Annotated in this window: 15 protein-coding genes and 1 pseudogene; 9 read left to right on the top strand and 7 right to left on the bottom strand. The window is 64.3% G+C overall.

All coding sequences use genetic code 11. From position 1 onward, the window contains the following. The first annotated feature begins 106 nt into the window (after window positions 1-106). The 6 genes from ACESNG_RS18660 (at window position 107) to ACESNG_RS18635 (ending at window position 7,331) form a co-directional block, all read left to right on the top strand. A complete protein-coding gene (locus tag ACESNG_RS18660) occupies window positions 107-3,427 on the top strand; it encodes a SusC/RagA family TonB-linked outer membrane protein (RefSeq protein WP_373070294.1) in 3,321 nt (1,106 codons plus the stop codon). Between the two features lie 69 nt (window positions 3,428-3,496). Beyond that, the gene (locus tag ACESNG_RS18655) at window positions 3,497-5,140 is read left to right on the top strand and encodes a hypothetical protein (RefSeq protein ID WP_373070292.1); all 1,644 of its coding nucleotides are present in this window, start codon (window positions 3,497-3,499) and stop codon (window positions 5,138-5,140) included. Then, window positions 5,140-5,640: a hypothetical protein gene (locus ACESNG_RS18650; RefSeq protein WP_373059154.1), complete on the top strand. Its 501-nt coding sequence runs from the start codon at window positions 5,140-5,142 to the stop codon at window positions 5,638-5,640. Before ACESNG_RS18655 ends, ACESNG_RS18650 begins: the two co-directional genes overlap by 1 nt. Before the next feature lie 70 nt (window positions 5,641-5,710). Next, window positions 5,711-6,271, top strand: a complete 561-nt coding sequence (locus ACESNG_RS18645) for a DUF4397 domain-containing protein (protein ID WP_373070290.1) — start codon at window positions 5,711-5,713, stop codon at window positions 6,269-6,271. Beyond that, window positions 6,268-6,549, top strand: a complete 282-nt coding sequence (locus ACESNG_RS18640; protein WP_373070288.1) for a hypothetical protein — start codon at window positions 6,268-6,270, stop codon at window positions 6,547-6,549. Before ACESNG_RS18645 ends, ACESNG_RS18640 begins: the two co-directional genes overlap by 4 nt. A gap of 89 nt (window positions 6,550-6,638) precedes the next feature. Further along, entirely contained in the window at window positions 6,639-7,331 is a 693-nt protein-coding gene (locus tag ACESNG_RS18635) for a carboxypeptidase-like regulatory domain-containing protein (RefSeq protein ID WP_373070286.1), read from the top strand. A gap of 257 nt (window positions 7,332-7,588) precedes the next feature. Here the strand turns inward: ACESNG_RS18635 and ACESNG_RS18630 are convergent, their stop codons facing one another. Continuing rightward, complete coding sequence (locus ACESNG_RS18630) at window positions 7,589-8,890, bottom strand: 3-deoxy-D-manno-octulosonic acid transferase (RefSeq protein ID WP_373070284.1); 1,302 nt, start codon at window positions 8,888-8,890, stop codon at window positions 7,589-7,591. Window positions 8,891-8,922: 32 nt separating this feature from the next. Next, complete coding sequence (locus ACESNG_RS18625; protein ID WP_373062982.1) at window positions 8,923-9,678, bottom strand: DsbA family protein; 756 nt, start codon at window positions 9,676-9,678, stop codon at window positions 8,923-8,925. A 196-nt stretch (window positions 9,679-9,874) separates the two neighbouring features. Between ACESNG_RS18625 and ACESNG_RS18620 the strand changes: the two genes are divergently transcribed. Genes ACESNG_RS18620 through ACESNG_RS18610 form a run of 3 tightly spaced genes read left to right on the top strand, consistent with a single transcriptional unit; the run spans window position 9,875 to window position 12,176 of the window. Beyond that, complete coding sequence (locus ACESNG_RS18620; RefSeq protein ID WP_373062980.1) at window positions 9,875-10,780, top strand: YgcG family protein; 906 nt, start codon at window positions 9,875-9,877, stop codon at window positions 10,778-10,780. Between the two features lie 8 nt (window positions 10,781-10,788). Continuing rightward, window positions 10,789-11,544, top strand: a complete 756-nt coding sequence (locus ACESNG_RS18615; protein ID WP_373062978.1) for a hypothetical protein — start codon at window positions 10,789-10,791, stop codon at window positions 11,542-11,544. 8 nt (window positions 11,545-11,552) lie between these two features. Beyond that, window positions 11,553-12,176 (top strand): LemA family protein, encoded by a 624-nt coding sequence (locus tag ACESNG_RS18610; protein WP_373062976.1) that lies wholly within the window; start codon window positions 11,553-11,555, stop codon window positions 12,174-12,176. Window positions 12,177-12,191: 15 nt separating this feature from the next. Here ACESNG_RS18610 and ACESNG_RS18605 read toward each other — a convergent pair whose 3' ends face one another. The 5 genes and pseudogenes from ACESNG_RS18605 to ACESNG_RS18585 form a co-directional block, all read right to left on the bottom strand. Next, window positions 12,192-13,151, bottom strand: a complete 960-nt coding sequence (locus ACESNG_RS18605) for a PilW family protein (RefSeq protein WP_373070282.1) — start codon at window positions 13,149-13,151, stop codon at window positions 12,192-12,194. Further along, complete coding sequence (locus ACESNG_RS18600) at window positions 13,151-13,585, bottom strand: prepilin-type N-terminal cleavage/methylation domain-containing protein (protein ID WP_373062864.1); 435 nt, start codon at window positions 13,583-13,585, stop codon at window positions 13,151-13,153. Before ACESNG_RS18600 ends, ACESNG_RS18605 begins: the two co-directional genes overlap by 1 nt. Continuing rightward, window positions 13,582-14,157, bottom strand: coding sequence for a Tfp pilus assembly protein FimT/FimU (locus tag ACESNG_RS18595; protein WP_373062866.1), 576 nt, complete (start codon window positions 14,155-14,157; stop codon window positions 13,582-13,584). The genes ACESNG_RS18600 and ACESNG_RS18595 overlap by 4 nt, the downstream gene beginning before the upstream one ends. 38 nt (window positions 14,158-14,195) lie before the next feature. Next, entirely contained in the window at window positions 14,196-16,025 is a 1,830-nt protein-coding gene (locus tag ACESNG_RS18590; RefSeq protein ID WP_373062868.1) for a hypothetical protein, read from the bottom strand. A gap of 162 nt (window positions 16,026-16,187) precedes the next feature. After that, a pseudogene (locus ACESNG_RS18585) lies at window positions 16,188-16,541 on the bottom strand (hypothetical protein); the annotation flags it as partial.

Raw genomic sequence — 16,541 nt, 5'->3', positions numbered from 1 at the left:
GTCTCTGCGGAGGCCGCCGGTCGAGTTTGTCGGCCGCCGGGATCTCCACTCCCGCCGGTGAGTTCCTCTCCCCCGTTTCCGGCTTCAGATGCGCCGAGGGCTGAGCATGTCGAGATTTATCAGGTGGCTGTCGCACGTCCCCATCGCCGCTGCCCTGTTGCTGATGCCCGTCGTGGCGCAGGCACAGGGTCCGGCCGTTATTACCGGCATCGTGAAGAGCGAGTTCGGTGATCCCCTCGAGAACGCCAACGTCTACATCGTTGAACTCGCCGTTTCGATAGGTACCAACGCGGCGGGTCGTTACACCCTCACGATCCCGGCGGATCGGCTGAAAGGTCAGGCGCTTCAGTTGCGCGCCCGCTCCATCGGATACAAGGCCACCGCCAAGCCGATCACGCTGCGTGCCGGCAACCAGACGTTCGATTTCTCCCTGGTCAAGGACATCAATCGCCTCCAGGAAGTCGTCACCACCGGCGTGACCGCGGGTACGGAGCAGAGGAAGCTCGCGTTCTCGGTGGCTCAGGTCAGTGAAAAGGACATGCCCGTTCCGGGTTCCAACCCGCTGTCGCAGCTGCAGGGTAAGGTGGCCGGCGCCAACATCGTGTCGGCCTCGGGCCGTCCCGGTACGGCTCCCGCCGTCATCCTCCGTGGCCCGCAGTCGATCAACGCCACGGGCCGTGGCCAGGACCCGCTGTACATCATCGACGGGGTCGTTTCGCAGGGTGGCCTGCAGGACATCAACCCGCAGGACATCGAGAATATCGAAGTCGTGAAGGGTGCCGCCGCGTCGTCGCTGTACGGCTCGCGCGCTGGTAACGGCGTGATCCAGATCACGACGCGCTCGGGCAAGAACCAGAGCGAAGGCGTAAAGTTCCGGGCCAACGTCGAATACGGCGTGTCCGACATCGAACGCGAGTACAAGTACCCCTCTACGCACTTCATGCTGATGGACGAGACCTCAACGCGCTTCTGCGTGGCGGCTCCGGGTTCGCCCGACTGCTCGCGCACGGTCGACATCTATCAGGAAGCGTATCGCGTGAACAACGACGGCGGCGACTTCTCGCTGCAGACTGCCACGTTCACGAACGACGCCGGCATTGCCCGGAACCCGGGCGCCCAGGCCTCGCGCGCGCTGTACCAGGTCAACCAGTTCCCGCGCACGTACAACCCGATCGCGGCGTTCGTGACGAACGGGCAGATCGTCAACTCGACCCTCGACGCCACGGGTCGTGTTGGTCGCACGAACTTCTTCGCCTCTTTGAACCAGTTTCGTCAGGAAGGCTCGGTCAAGCTGCTCCCGGGCTACACGCGAAACTCGTTGCGCCTCAACGTGGATCAGCAGCTTGGTGGCAACATCAACTTCTCGGTCCGTTCCAGCTACACCAGCGCCAGCGACTACAACAACGGCGCCGGGTGGTTCGGCCTCACGCGTCAGCCAGCCAATGCCGAGCTGTTCGCCACCGACTCCAAGGATCGGCTCTACATCCGCTCCACGGCGCAGAATCAGGGTTTGGGAAACACCAACCCGGCGTACCAAGCGCAGAATTTCGCGCCGCTCAATCTCATCGATCGCTTCGTGGGCAATGCCACGGCCCGGTGGACGCCGCTCAGCTGGCTCGATGGCGAATTCAACTTCGGCTACGACGCTCGCAGCAACTTCCAGGAGGGGCAGCAGGATCGTGGCTACCGGACGTCGGCGCTCAGCCCCACCAACCTCGGGAACATCAGCCGCAGCGGCGACCGCTCGTATTCGCTCAACGCCTCCGGTAACGTGTCGGCGCGCAAGAATTGGTTCGACGAGAGCCTCACGTCGCGCCTCACACTGCGCTACCTCTACGAAGCGCAGGACGCGCGCTCTCAGTCCTCGAGCGGTCAAAATCTCGCCGTACCGGGCCTCCGCGATCCGGACGCAGCCATCGTCAACCAGGCAATTTCCGGTAGTTCGGAAACCGTGCGTCAGTTGGGCTTCTTCACAAATCTCGACCTCGACTACAAGGGTCGTTACATCGTGGGCGCCCTCGTCCGTCGAGACGCCGCTTCGCTGTTCGGACAGGCCAATCGTTGGCAGACCTACGGTCGCGCGTCGTTCGCGTGGCGTCTGTCCGATGAGCCGTGGTTCAACTTCGACCAGGTCTCCGATCTCAAGTTCCGGTACTCGGTGGGCCAGGCCGGTAACCGCCCCAACTTCTCGGCGCAGTACGAGACGTTCACCATCGGTGCCGGTGGCGCGCTCAATCCGAATCAGCTCGGCAACAGGAACCTCCGTCCGGAAGTGTCCACCGAGACTGAATACGGTATGGATCTCGAGTTGTTCAGCAAGTACGGCGTGACGCTCACGAAGTCGCGCAACGTGATCAACGACCAGCTGTTGCAGCCTCCCCCGCCCGCGGCGGCCGGTTTTGCCAGCCAGTGGACGAACGCCGGTCAGCTCACGAACAACACGGTCGAAGTCTCGTTGAACATCCCGATCGTGGCTTCGCGCAATGTCGATTACTCGGTGCGCTTGAACTACGACCGCACCACGTCGGTCATCACGCAGCTCGGTGTTCCTGAGTACTTCCAGACCGCTGCTGGTAATCAGGGCTCAGAGACGATGTTCAAGATCGTCCAGGGCGGCGGACTCGGTGACATTTACGGCCGCAAGTTCGTGAAGGAGTGCGGTCAGCTCCCCGCTGCCTTTCAGACGCGCTGCGGCGCGGGCCAGGACTACCAGAGCAACAAGGATGGCTTCGTCGTATACGTCGGACAGGGCAACACGATCGCCGACGGCATCACGAAAAATCTGTGGATGACCAGTGTCCCGGCCGCTCAGGCGCCGTGGGCTGGTGGCACCACCAACGAACGGCTCAACTGGGGCTTCCCCATCCTCGAGCGTGACGATGCCGGCGGCGTGCCCGTATTGAAAGTCGGTCAGGCGCTGCCTGCCTTCCGCTGGTCGAACGCCCAGAATTTCCGCTACAAGCGCCTCACACTATATGGCCTGCTCGACGCCACGGTTGGAAAAGACGTGTGGAACCGTGGTCGGCAGTGGTCGTTGGGCGACTTCATGCACCGGGATGCCGACCAGCAGGGTCGCTCGGTCGCGGATGCCAAGCCCATCGGCTACTATTTTCGCGCCGTGTCCACGGGTGGCATCGGTGGCACGTACGACGTGCTGGCGCCGAACAACAACACGGTCGAAGACGCGGGCTTTGTGAAAGTCCGTGAACTCTCGATCGGCTACAAGATCGGTCCGATCGCCGGCGTGGGGAACTGGGACCTCGCCGTCATCGGTCGCAACCTGTACACCTGGACCAACTACGACGGGTTCGACCCCGAGGTGGGCGCGGGCGGCGGTGCCTTCGGATCCGGCGTGCTGAATGCTATCGACGGTGCCACCTTTCCGAACCTGCGCCAGCTCACGTTCTCGCTTAGAACCAGCTTCTGACCCCGGAGTTCACGTAGCGCGAGGCGTGCAATGCCCTCGCGCTCGTGGACAGCCTCTTGAGGAGATTCGATGCGTACGCATGTTTCGCAGTACATGGCGGGCGGTGGGCTACTGCTGGGGCTTATGGCCTGCAGCGGAGACTCACTGAACGTCGTCAACCTGAACAACCCTGACGTGGCACGAGCCTATGCCACACCGGCAGGCGTGGAAGCTGTGGTCGCCGGTCTCGGCGTCCAGCTGTTCAATCCACAACGTGCCACTGAATCGGTGAACACGCAGGCGCGTATTCTGTCGGGCGAGAATATTGCGTCGGTGGCCAATTTCGGTATGGCTGCGCGTTCGGTTATCCCTCGCTCCGTCATCTCGAACGAACTGGGCAACGACAACCAGGTGGGTAATCTCGCGAACTTCAATAATTTTTCGCGAGTGGGCCGTACGGCGTCCAACGCGGTCGCCGCTGTGAACCGTTTGGCCACCACCGGTCAGACGATCGGCAGCCCGGCGCAGGATGCCCGCGCCCGAGCGTTCGGCTTTTATATCCTGGGACAGTCGCTCGCCAACCTGGCGCTGGCCTACGACTCGGCGGCCATCGTCACGCCGGCCACGCCCAGCGACCAGGTCCCGGGGCTCTCGGGTGCAGCGCAGGTTGGTGCGGCGGCCATGCTGATGCTCGACTCGGCGATCGCGATCGCCAACTCAGCCGCGGCGTCGAGCGGTGCGAACGGTTTTCCGCTCCCCACCACGTGGATCAGCGGTGTTGCCGTTACGCGGGACCAGTTCGTTCGCCTCGCGCGCTCGTACAAGGCGCGCATCCGCGCTGGCAATGCCCGTACGCCGGCCGCCCGCGCGGCGGTCGATTGGGCGGCGGTGATCGCTGATGCCACGAATGGTATCACCGCTGACTTCACTGTCTCGCTCGGTGGCACCACCGGCTGGTCTGCGGGGTACGACTTCAGCACGATGTACCAACCCGGCGGCTGGCACGCCATCCCATACTTCTATTATGGAATGACCGACGTGTCCGGTGCGTACGAAGCGTGGCTCGCTACGCCCGTCAGCAACCGGCGTGCATTCATCATCACCACGCCCGACCGGCGGTGGCCAACTGGCGCGACACGTGCCGGGCAGCAGGCGCAAGCACCCACCGTGGCGCTCGCCCCCGGCGTGTACTTCCGCAATCGCCCCGCGGGCGAAGATGTGCCGCTGGTCGGCCCCGGTGACTCGCAGTACGACCACCGCCGTTACGGCGCGCAGTGGCTCAACGTCGTGACCGGCCTATACACCGAAATGTCCAAAACGGAAATGGACATGCTCGCGGCTGAAGGCTACATCCGCACCGGCAACCTTCCTGCGGCCATTACGCTCGTGAACGTGACGCGTGCGCGCAACGGTCTGGATCCGATCGGCAACGTGGCCAGCGCCACGGTGGCGTATTCCACTGACCGCGCTACATGCGTGCCGCAAGTGCCGGTGGCGCCGAGTTTCACTACCACGGCCTGCGGCAGCCTGCTCGAAGCCATGAAGTACGAGAAGCGCATGGAGACGGCCTTCACGGGCTACTTCATCTGGATGGCGGACAACCGCGGTTGGGGTGACCTGGTCGAGGGCACGCCGGTCGAGTGGCCGGTGCCGTATCAGGAAATGCAGGCCCGTCAGAACCAGCCGTATTACAACGGCACGAACCGCGCGCCGCGCGGCACGTACGGATTCTGATGTCGGAGTCACGGGCGCTCACCGTGCGCTCGCGATCGGAAACGATCGCGCAGCGCTCCGTGAGCAGCCTCTGCGCTCTGGCGCTGGCCCTGCAAATCGGGTGTTTTTCGTATCTCCCGGTGCAGTCCACACCACCCGTTCCCGCACAGCAAGTGAGCGTCGTGCTCAACGATCGCGGCCGCGTTCTGCTGGGTGATCGGGTCGGTGCCAGTGTAGACCGAATCGATGGCAAAGTTGTAAGCCGGCAAAACGGGGCTATCGTGCTCGATGTGTATCGCGTGACCGATCTGCGCGGAAACACGGCTACATGGACCGGTGAGCGCGTGTCGATTCCCGAAGAAGCAGTTATCGGCTATCGCGCCCGCAAAATATCGAAATTCAAGACGCTCCTGCTGGTTGGTACGATCGCTTTTGCCATCATCGCTTCGCTCGGCAACACGCTCAATCTCTTCGGAGATCCGGCAACCGATCGACCCGGTGACGGCCCGTCACCGTCCTGAGCGGCCGCGCCCTCGCGCGATCGACTCGTTCATCGTTCCTATTTTCGCTTCCTCTCGGAGTCCTTGCCTCATGCGGCTCTCCCGATTTGTCATTCTTGGCGCAGCAGTGTCGGCGATGGTCGGCTGCAGTGAGCCCAACGATGGGCCCACGCTGCAGAACTTGCCGCCGTTGGCGTTCGTTCGCTACATCAACGCCATCCCCGACACGCTCAGCACTACGGTCCGCTTCATCGACCAGGTGCAGTACTCGCCCATCACGTTCGTCAACGTCGCGTTCCGCGGCCAAGGTCAGGGCGGCTACCAGCCCACCGAAGCGGGCGCGCGCAAGTTCCGCGTGTTCACCTTCAGCGGTGATGTGTCGGTGGCCGGCAACACGACCATTTTGGTGGATACCACCATCACGTTCGAAGCCGGCAGGTATTACACGTTGCTGCACCTGGGCTACGCCCGCGCCGGCGCCACGCCGAGGCAGCGTATCGTGAGCATCACCGACGCCATACCTACTACGCCCTCTGGTATCGCGTTCCGTGCCATCCATGCGGGACTCGATGTCGGTAACGTCGACATCTACGCCACCCCACGACCACGGACGCCATCACCGGCGCGCCGCTGCTCGCGAACGTCGCGTTGAACACGGTCTCCGGGTATCTGGCCCGAGCCACGGGAGCCTTCGCGACCCGTGTCACGGCCACCGGTTCGACCACGGCGGTCATCAGCGCTGCGGCGCCGGCCGGCACCGCTGGAAGCGCGTCCGTCGATCCGCTCGGTGGCGCCACCATCGCCGGTTCGATCATCACAGCCATCGCGTTCCCGGCCGCGCCGGCGAATTCGGCCGGCGCGAAGTTTACGGCGCCCGGCGTCGTGTACTTCGTGGACAGACAGCCGCCGCGTACGACGCCCAACCCGTAGCTATTACGGTTGTGCGTTCGCACGAGCACAAGCCAACAGCGACCGCGAACGGGATCAACCTCCCGCTCGCGGTCGCTGTGCTTTGCGCCATGCTCTGGTCACCCGCGAGCGTGCAGGCCCAGGTGCTTCGCGGATATGCCAAACTCGCCGGCGACGACCGACCGCTCGACCAGGCGCGCGTCATGGCGCTCCTGCTCGATGGCCGCTCGATTGGCAGCACGGTCACCGATGACAACGGGCGCTTCCAGTTCCGGATCAACGCCGGCGGTCAGCCCTTCGCGATCTCGATTACGCGCATCGGCATGCAGCCCACGCTCTCCGACGCCATCAACATCGACATCACTGACACGCTGGACGTGAATTTCAGTGTCGTCGAAACCGGCATTCGTGTCGATACGATGCGCGTGAAGTCTACGAGGTCGTTGAATGACCTGCGCCTGGTGGAAGCACGCCGACGCGGCTGGCGCGTCTTCCCGCCGGCCGAGGTGGAGAAGCTGCGCGAACGCTCGACTTCGTTCGAAGACCTGCTGCGCTCATCTGGATATCCGGGTTTCATCGTCCCTGGCCGTCGAGACGATTGTATCCGCTCCACGCGCTACAACCGCTGCCTCACGATCGTGATCGACGGTGTGCCGCTCAGCGGCAGCTACCAGAACATCAATCCGCGCGACGTCTATTTCTTCGCACTGCTCGGAAAAACGGAAGCCTCCGTGCAGTTCGGCGACCGCACTCCGTGGGGGGCTATCGTGATCTATACGCGCGCGCGAGGCGACAAGGACTGAGCGCATCGTCGGGCGTGTTGGTGGTGTGCCGGCGGCGAGCGTGGCTGGTGCTGACGATCTGCTGGTTGACGCGAAGATCGCGGAGTTCGCGAAGGGACGCGAAGAAAAGCTGAGAAAAGCTAAAACGCCAAGAATAGAAATTGAAAATGTCCTGCTGTTCTTCGCGTCCCTTCGCGTGCTTCGTGCCCTTCGCGTCAACCAACGATTCTCGACGTGCGCACGGGGCTCTCCGTATGCAGACCTCCGTACAAGAGCGTCTACATCTGCTCCTGCAACAACCGCTGCACCAGGCGCACCGAGCGCTCCGTAGCACCGAGCTCGCTCTGCACGAGTGACCGTGCAGCCTCGCCGGCGACACCACGCGCAGGCCCCGCGAAAAGCCATTCACCCAGCGCCGCTTCCAACTCGCGTGCGTCACGTATCGCGCGGGCGCCGCCGGCGGTGAGCAGCAGACCGGCTTCGCGGCTCATGTCGTGGCCGGGACCGAACAGCACCGGTGCGCCGAATGCCGCCGGTTCGATCACTGAGTGCAAGCCAGCGGCATGAAAGCCGCCGCCGACGAAGGCAACGTCGGCCAATGCGTAGAGATCGCCGAGTACCCCGACGCGATCCACGATGATGACGTCGCTGGCGGCGGCCGTGCGGTCTGCTTCGGCGGCGACCAGTGTGGTGCACGACAACCCCGCGGTGCGGGCCCACGCCATCAGGGGTGCCAGATGCGCGGCGGTCGGCTCGTGCGGAGCGATCAGCAGTCGCGGCCGATTCGCCACGTCGCCGCCGCCGGCCCTCGCACGAACGAGGCGCGCGAAGGCGCTTAGCAGCACCGCTTCGTCGGCCGGCCACGTCGAACCGGCCACCAGCGTGGGACGAGTACTGGCCAGCGCCTGCAGCATCGGTTGCGCGCGATCCACCCCTTGGGCACGAGCCCACACCTGATCGAAGCGCGTGTCACCCGTGACTTCGAGCACGCTGGCGCGGACACCGATGCCGACCAGTCGGTCGGCGTTGAGCCGGTCGATCGCGCCGACGCCCTGCAGGGCGCTGTAGGCGTCGTGCAGCAGCAGGCGCGCCAACGCCCCTGTTCGCCCCGATCGTGGCGCCAGAGTGGCACTGAGAAGCGCCACGGGGATATTCCGTACCGTTGCGCGCTCCACCAGCATCGGCCAGACGTCGAGCTTCACGAATACCAACAGCGACGGCTGCAGGGCATCGAGCATCGCGTCGGCCTCGCGATGCCCGTCGAAGGGCAGATAATCCGTGATATCGGCGCCGATCGACGGCGCGAACTGCTCGGCGCTGGGCGAAAAGAACGTGTAGGCGAGTTGCACCTCGGGATGCAGCGCGCGCAGCCGATGCGCGACCGGGCGTGCCTGCAGCCCTTCGCCCACCGACGGGGCGTGCATCCACACCAGCGGGCGACCCGGACGACGAACCGCTCGGCTGGCGGCGGCGACCCGCTCCAACAATCCACGGCGGGCGGCTAGCGAACGCCACAGCTTCGACCCGCTCGCCGGTGCCACTTGGCCCGCCACACGAGCGGCCACGCGGGCGGCGAGCACTCCCGCTCCGTACGCGGAGCGGACCAGACGGTTCAGCGCGTCCTCTTCGACTTCGCGACGGCCAGCGCCGTATCGATTGCCTTGCGGAAATCCGTGTACGGCAACGCGCCCTGGACCAGGAAGTCGCCGATCAGGAACGACGGCGTGGATTGCACGCGCGCCTGCGACGCCTGCCGCTCGTCGTTCCCCACGAGCATGCGGATGGCGTCGGATTTCCGGCATCGGGTGAACGACGGCAGGTCGAGCGACACGTCACGGGCGATCTGCTGAAGCTTCGCCGTGGGATTCTCGATCGGCTGAAACGCTCGCTGCTCGCGGAACAACGCGTCGGCGTATTCCCAGAACTTGTCCTGCACGGCGGCACACATCGACGCCTCCGCCTGCGCTCGCGCGTGGCGGTGATTCGACAGCGGCAGATGGAGGTACGCCATGCGGACCTTGCCGGCGTCGATGTAGTCGCGCTTGAGATTCGCCATCGACGAGTCGTGCCACTGCTTGCAATACGGGCACTGGAAGTCGCTGATCATCACGACCCACATCGCATCGTCACGTCCCATCAGTCGGCCCTTGTCGGCTCGCTGAATCATGACCGAGTCGGCAAGGGTATCACTCGGGGTACCGGGCAGCGTGGCCGCCGTGGTCTGCAACAACGGTGACGCGCTGAGCCCGGCACTCGCGGTAGCCGTCGCGGTCGGCACTTTGCCCGCATCGGCCCGACCACAGGCGGTCAGCGCACTGAGGAAGAGAAGGAGCGCGCTGAAGCGGAAAGCAGAGCGGGGTCGGGACATGAAAGTCTGGATCGGGAAAGTGCGGTTCGCTTGTAACCCGTTGAAATCTAACCAAGGGCTGGATCTCCGAGGCGTGGCGTCAGGCGACGCAGAGCCCTCTCGTCACGGTTGACCTGATGGCAAGCGCGGGCTCGCCTGACACGAATCCCTGACACCGAACCCCATCCGCGTGCGTAGAGACTGTATCTTTCACCCCGTGCGCACCTTCTTGGTTCAAACCGACAATCGCCGTCCCGCCGCTGTTTTTATGTGGCGCGCGCGGCATCTGATCGTGTGGCTCCTCGCGGCGGTCGTCGCCGTCGGGGGGTCGCCGTCGCTCTCGTGGAGTCAGGTCGCCGCCCCGGGCCAACCGTTGCCGGCTCCGGTCGGCTACGTCAACGACTTCGCCAACGTATTACAGCCCGACGCGGCGGCTCGTATCGACGATCTCGCCAAACGCGTGAATGCGGCCACGCGCGGCGACATGGTCGTCGTCACCCTGCCGTCGCTCGGTGGACGTCCGGTCGAAGAGGTGTCGCTGCGGCTTGGCCGCGAGTGGAAGGTCGGCGCTGGCGGGGCCATCGGTGATCAGGCGCGCAATGCCGGCGTGATCATCCTGATCGTGCCCAAGGAAACGTCCGACGACGGTCGTGGTTACTGCCGCATCGAGACGGGCCAAGGCACCGAGGGCTTCATCACCGACGCGACGTCGGGTGCCATCTGCCGTGAGCAGACGCCGCTCTTTCGGGCGCAGGACTACTCGGGTGCGCTCGAGCGCATCGCCACCGATGTGGCCGCGCGCTATGCGGCCAACTTCGGCGTCACGCTCGAAGGCGTGCCACCACCGCAGCAGCGTCGCCGACCGCGGTCGCAGGGCATTCCGCCGTTCATGGTGGTGCTGGCGATGGTGGTGCTGTTCTCGCTGCTCAGCTCCTTCGGCGGACGGCGACGACGCGGGTGTATGGGATGTATTCCCATTCCGATACCAGGCCCCTCGGTGGGCGGGTGGCACGGCGGTAGCGGATTCGGTGGTGGTTTCGGTGGAGGCGGGGGCGGCGGAGGGTTTGGTGGATTCGGTGGTGGTGGCGGTTTCAGTGGCGGTGGTGGCGGCTCCAACTGGTGAACAAATCCATGGCACGTGCTTCGATGTCTCTCGATGATCTCGTCCAGCAGCTGCGCCAGGTCCACGGCAACGCGCTGCAGGCGGTGGTGCTGTACGGATCGGCCGCCAGCGGTGAGCAGATCGTCGGGCACTCCGACTTCAATGTGCTCGTCATCGTCTCGTCGATCGACGTGGTGCAGATGCGCAGTCTTGGGCAGACCATGCGCGCTTGGGCTGAAGCGGGCAATCCGCCGGTGCTCGAGCTCACCGAGCAGGAGTGGCGGCGTTCGGCCGACATTTTCCCGATGGAGTACGCCGATATCCTCGAACGACATCGGTTGCTGCACGGCACGCTCGCGCTGACCGAGCTGGTAGTGGACAAGCACTACTTGCGTTTGCAAACCGAACAGGAAGCGATGGGCAAGTTGCTGCGGCTTCGGCGAGGCGTGATGGTCGCCGGCACCGACGCCGCGCGACAGATCGATCTGCTGCGCTCCAGCTTCAGCGCGCTGATGGTGATCTTTCGCGCCGTATCGCGCTTGCATGGCGTCAAGCCGGAACGCGACGCGACGCGCGTGATCCAGGATGTGGCCGCGAAATGCGGCTTCGATCCCGCGCCGTTCACGGCGGTGTCGGCGTTGGTGCGCGGCACGGCCTTGTCGAACGGCGAGGCGGAAACCGTGTTGGCGGGGTATGTACGCGGCATGGACGTCCTCGTCGGATATCTCGATCGATTCACGTCGCCTTCGGCGGCACCGGAAGTCATTCCCCCAGTCCAATCATGAGGAGCTCCATGGTCACCACGCAGCTTTCGCGACGTCCGTCAAGTCCGTTCTCCTGGTCACGCGCGCGCCTGCTCGCGGTCGCCCTGGTGCTGCCGCTGGGCATGAACGCCTGCGGATACAACACGATTCAATCGTACGACGAACAGGCCGCCCAGGCCAAGCAGAACATCGATGCGCAGTTGCAGCGGCGCGCCGACCTGATCGGGAATCTCGTGGCCACCGTGAAGGGATTCGCCGCGCAGGAAAGCGAAGTGCTGACGGCGGTCACGCAGGCGCGGGCCGGGCTCGTGGGCGCGTTGCAGAAGCCGGGCGGCTCCGATCCGGCCGAACTGGCCAATGCCAATCAGCAGCTCACGACGTCGCTGAGCCGTCTCACCGTGACCGTCGAGGCGTACCCGGAGCTCAAGTCGAACGAGAACTTCCTGCGCCTGCAGGATGAACTCACCGGTACGGAGAACCGTATTGCCGTTTCACGCACCGATTACAACGGCGCCGTGCGACTGTACAACGAGTACATCCGCAAGTTCCCCGCTGTCCTGACGGCGAAGGTCACCAGTGCCAAGCCGCGCACCTATTTCGAAGTGACCGACGCCGCGTCGCGCGCGGCGCCGACGGTCGACTTCAAGAAATGATCGCCGGTCGCCCCGTTACATCTTGTTCTTTTCGTAGAGCAGGTTGCGCGGGGCGACACGCCATTCGTACCAGCGAGAGACCGGGTTGCCGCCATTCACTGCGGGATCGCTGCGGTCGCTTTTCATCTGTGCTCGAATGCGAATACCCATGACATCATTGCCGTCGTTCGTGGTATCGGCGTCGAGGCCATTGTACGTCGCATGCTCAGCGCCGGACACGAAGACGAGCCGGCTCGTGAACGCCTGAACGCCGGTGGCCATCACATCACCATCAGGTGCTCCAGTCGACGTCAGCCGCTCGGCGCGCATCAACTCCTTGGTGCCCGCATTCCGCCAGTACATCACCGCATTGAGACGCTGAATCGTGGTCCCGGATCGCGACAACAACACGCTATCGAGGCCGGCATCGCGGTTTACCAGTCGCGTGGCGGGTAGGAACTGAATGCGAAACAGCGTAGCGCTCCGGTTCGCGACACTGGTCAGCAACAGTAGGCGGCGTGTCGTTCCCACCTGCAGTCGTACCAGATCGCCCGCCTTCAGTACGTAAGCGCCGCCGACCTTCCTGAAATCGATGCACGTGACACCGCAGGTGCCGCCGGGCGGATAGTTCGGCAGCGTATCGCCGTCGTCGAAGATCGGATACACCGGCGCTTCCTGCGGGTCGAAGGGCACGGACAACACCGAAACGGTATCGCCCGTGGCACCGAGCGCCGAGAAGACGTTCGTGCCTACCATGGCGATCCCCGCCTCTTGCACATCGCGCGCTAGCGACAGACCCACAAAGCGTGCGCCACGATCGACGCCTTCACGCACGGTCCACGATCGACGCGTCTGCCAGCTGTTGAGCGAAAAGGCGGTGGCTGATCCGATCACCACCATGCCGATCGTCATCGAGATCAGGACTTCGGCCAGCGAGAAGCCGCGGCGAGCGCGACGCGACGTGGTGCTTCGCGAGCTGGCGTACGGGGTATGCATCAGGGCGCTCCAGAGAGACCGTTGCCGCGAAACAGCAACGTAGTGAGCAACACGGGAGTCGTCGCGCGCGGAAAGTCCACCCGGACATCGATCTTCACGAGATTCTGCCGCGTGACCGTCACGGTCATGGTGCGCACGTATGGCCCGCTCGCGTCAGGCGTTCCTTCGGCGCCCAGTCGAATGGCTGCTTCTGTTTGCACCAGCCACGGGTCGCGGGTGCGCACCTGCTCGAGATAGGATCGCCCGATGGCGATGGCGTTCGTGCGGTTCTGGGACAGCGTCTGCAACGTGATCGTGCTGGCGTTGGCGCTGGCCAGCGCCGACAGGCCCACCGCGAGCAAGATGATCGCGACGATCATCGAGACCAGTGTGAAGCCTCGACGCCGCGTGACGACGGCGCGCGTGCGGCGATGACGTGATATGAGGCGATTCATTGCCAACCTCCGACCTGCTTATAGGTCCAGAACCGAACATTTCCGGACGGCGTGACCTGAATGGCGACGACCGCGTACGGGTCGTTTTCGCTGGCGAGATAGACCACGCCACGCGTGCCCATCGGCATCGTGAGGCCGCGTGCGTCGAACTCGATGCGGGCATTGGGAAAAGTGACTTCCCCCGACGGTGCGTCGCCGGGGATTGCGCCCGCTGCGCCGCGACCGTACGTCACACGATCGGGAAGCGTACGGACGCCGAAGCCACGCAAGGCCTGCCACTCCGCATCCGACTCGACGATGGTGCCGTCACCGTCCTCGTCGAGATAGCCCCCATACTTACGCGTGCCCGTCTTGAACGCCACGCGCACCATTTCCCGCGTCGAGAGCGCGCGGGTGCGCGACACGTCGAGGTCCTGCGCCAGTTGGATCCCCGCCAGCTGCACTTCCGTTTTCTCGGAGATGCGGAACTTGGGCAGAACGATCGACATCATGATGCCGACGACCGCAACGACCATCAGCAGTTCGATGATGGTGAAGCCGCTGCGAGCTCGAAGCAGTCTGGTGCGTGCCATACGGATCCCGGGGAAGCCCCGATAGTACAGTGAAGCGGTCAGTACAGGGGTCGGAACGCGGTCTGCAGTACGGTGCCCACCGAAGGAGTGCCTGGCGGCAGCCGCTCCGGGAAGCGGAAGTTCACGTCGAAACTCCATTGCCGGGTGGGCGGCGTGTAGTAGGCGCCACCATTGGTGGTGTTGCCCCAGAGACCAGTCACGAAGCGACTCTGGTAGAGTGAGACGAGCGAGCCGGTGTACCTGAAGGTCCTGCCGCTGCCCCAGTTCTCCAGGAACCGGGGAAAGTTCTCGAGGCCGCCACCGTACGCTGGTGCTCCGCAGCCTGCTCGTGCGTAGTCGCACGGCGTGGCCGAGTGGCCGGACAACAGCGCGGCGTGCACCGTCGTCAGGGGGCTCGCCGCCCGCTGAATGGGACCGGCTTGCAGCGAGTCGCACCATCCGGCTCCGGTGCATGCTGTCATGGCCGGATTGGGAGCATTCGACAAAAACGTGATGGCGTCACTCATGATGGCGGCGGGACGCCAGACGGTTGTGTTGTAGTCGCCAAGCACGTACACGGGGCGCTCCGTCACCATGGAGAGGCCACCCGTATCCGCGGACGTAGCCGGCATCGGCAGCTGCCCGCCCTGACGAAGACGCACGGACACAAGATCCCGATTCGTGCTGCCGCCGAGGTTGATGAAGTGCAGATAGATGATGCGCGGCGAGCGGACCGCTCTCGATGCGTCGCTCCAGAGGCGCAACTCGTCCATGTGGATGTCGAGCAGATCAGGACTCAGGTCTTCACGGCCATCATAGAAAGCGTTGGAGCGTGCGACGAAAATCCTCGCGCATTCGGTAGCGTTGGGCGTCGCCAAGCCACCTGAGCGGTCATGTGTCATGAATAGCGCCGTGCAAAGTGACGCATTCCTCGCCGCCTGGGTTGGCAGGTCGAACACCGCCGCATCGATGGTGATGTACCAATCCGACTTCCACGCCATCTTTACGTCTTGCACGATCGGGCTGTCGCCGGCATTGCGCGGCTGTACGAGCGTCACCGGCGGCACGTTCACCGGCAGCGGGAGTTTGAGCGAACGCACACCGTGCGCCTTCGACATCAAGCGGCCGTTGAAGCGCTGTTCGCTACGCGTCTTGAACGACGGCTCCGACAGACTGCGCGAGTCGAAGTCGAGCAGCACGGCCGTTCCTGCCACATTGTTGATACGGACACCACCCAGTCGGTTGTTGGCGTCTTTACGATTCCAGAACACGCTGTCCGGCGTCGTGATGTTGCTTTGAAACGTGGCGCTGTTCGACGACAGATAGAGGCTGCCGTTGGTGTGTACCCAACCCGCGAAGGTCATCGGCGCACCGGGGAGGATCTCGAGATCGTCCTCGTAGAACACGCCGAACTGGAACAGCGGAATCGTCTGGGCGTTCACCGACAGCACGGCGGTCGCCTTGTTGCCGGATGTGTCGCGCGCCGACACCGTGATGTCGATCGGCTGATTCAGCGAGTACAAACCGGAGAATGGGCCGGCCGTGATGGTGCGCGACACCGGGACGCCGGTGGTTTGCGTCGTCTGCGTCATGCGATAGCCGGTGATCTCAGGACTCGTGATCGACGCGATGTCCGAATTGTTGATGATGCCGTCCTGCATGGCCGCATCGAGCTGCGACATGATGTCGTCGGCACCGCCCTCGGCCGCGTACGACGCACGGGCGCCGCGATAATCGGCATTCGAGGTGCGGGCAATCGTCGTGACCGCCGAAAGGCCGGCGAGCACGATGATCGAGAACATCACGAGCATGAGCAGGACGACTTCGAGCGCGAAGCCTCGCCGCGAGCGGATCAACCGCGGCTGTGGAACATGAACCGGCATCATCATGGGACTTCCTCTGGCTAAGGATCGGTACGCCAGAAGAAGTACGACCAACGCTCCGTGAACGTAATTTCACAGAGGGTGATACGTCGCTTGGTGAACGAAACAGGCTGTTTTCTGTGACGGTCACGCGCGGTGAGAAAACGAAATCGCCGCCGGTGTAACGGGTTACCTGCTCGCCGGCACGGCTATGGGCGCGGTCGGCGGCGCCGGTCGGGGAAACACACCCTCGCCCTTCTGCACGCGCCAGCCGGCCGGCTCGAGCGTGGCCAACTCGTCGATGCGCTGAGCGGCCACGGAGCCGGGTGCACCGAGTTGCACCCACACGGCTTCGACCTTGGTGGGCATGAACGGCGCGAGCAGCACCGTTTGCCGCGCGATGCGACGGATCAGCGAAGCGAGAATCTGCTCGAGTTCGGCCAAGCGCGCCGGATCCTTGGCCACCGCCCAGGGCGTCGTCGCCGTCGTGTACTCGTTCGCGCGCGCCGTCATGCGCGATACGGCGGCCAGCCCTTCGTGCAG

The organism is Gemmatimonas sp. (genome assembly GCF_041689975.1).
Lineage (GTDB): Bacteria > Gemmatimonadota > Gemmatimonadetes > Gemmatimonadales > Gemmatimonadaceae > Gemmatimonas.
Note: the sequence above shows the minus strand (reverse complement) of the source record. Positions and strands in the feature narration are given on the sequence as shown.

What these genes read in the sequence shown, in the direction of transcription:
- ACESNG_RS18610 (WP_373062976.1), top strand. Translation starts at nt 11,553, where the DNA reads ATGGTCACCACGCAGCTTTCGCGACGTCCGTCAAGTCCGTTCTCCTGG.
- ACESNG_RS18635 (WP_373070286.1), top strand. Translation starts at nt 6,639, where the DNA reads ATGCTCTGGTCACCCGCGAGCGTGCAGGCCCAGGTGCTTCGCGGATAT.
- ACESNG_RS18655 (WP_373070292.1), top strand. Translation starts at nt 3,497, where the DNA reads ATGCGTACGCATGTTTCGCAGTACATGGCGGGCGGTGGGCTACTGCTG.
- ACESNG_RS18590 (WP_373062868.1), bottom strand. Translation starts at nt 16,025, where the DNA reads ATGATGATGCCGGTTCATGTTCCACAGCCGCGGTTGATCCGCTCGCGG.
- ACESNG_RS18650 (WP_373059154.1), top strand. Translation starts at nt 5,140, where the DNA reads ATGTCGGAGTCACGGGCGCTCACCGTGCGCTCGCGATCGGAAACGATC.
- ACESNG_RS18660 (WP_373070294.1), top strand. Translation starts at nt 107, where the DNA reads ATGTCGAGATTTATCAGGTGGCTGTCGCACGTCCCCATCGCCGCTGCC.
- ACESNG_RS18605 (WP_373070282.1), bottom strand. Translation starts at nt 13,151, where the DNA reads ATGCATACCCCGTACGCCAGCTCGCGAAGCACCACGTCGCGTCGCGCT.
- ACESNG_RS18625 (WP_373062982.1), bottom strand. Translation starts at nt 9,678, where the DNA reads ATGTCCCGACCCCGCTCTGCTTTCCGCTTCAGCGCGCTCCTTCTCTTC.
- ACESNG_RS18595 (WP_373062866.1), bottom strand. Translation starts at nt 14,157, where the DNA reads ATGGCACGCACCAGACTGCTTCGAGCTCGCAGCGGCTTCACCATCATC.
- ACESNG_RS18645 (WP_373070290.1), top strand. Translation starts at nt 5,711, where the DNA reads ATGCGGCTCTCCCGATTTGTCATTCTTGGCGCAGCAGTGTCGGCGATG.
- ACESNG_RS18615 (WP_373062978.1), top strand. Translation starts at nt 10,789, where the DNA reads ATGGCACGTGCTTCGATGTCTCTCGATGATCTCGTCCAGCAGCTGCGC.
- ACESNG_RS18600 (WP_373062864.1), bottom strand. Translation starts at nt 13,585, where the DNA reads ATGAATCGCCTCATATCACGTCATCGCCGCACGCGCGCCGTCGTCACG.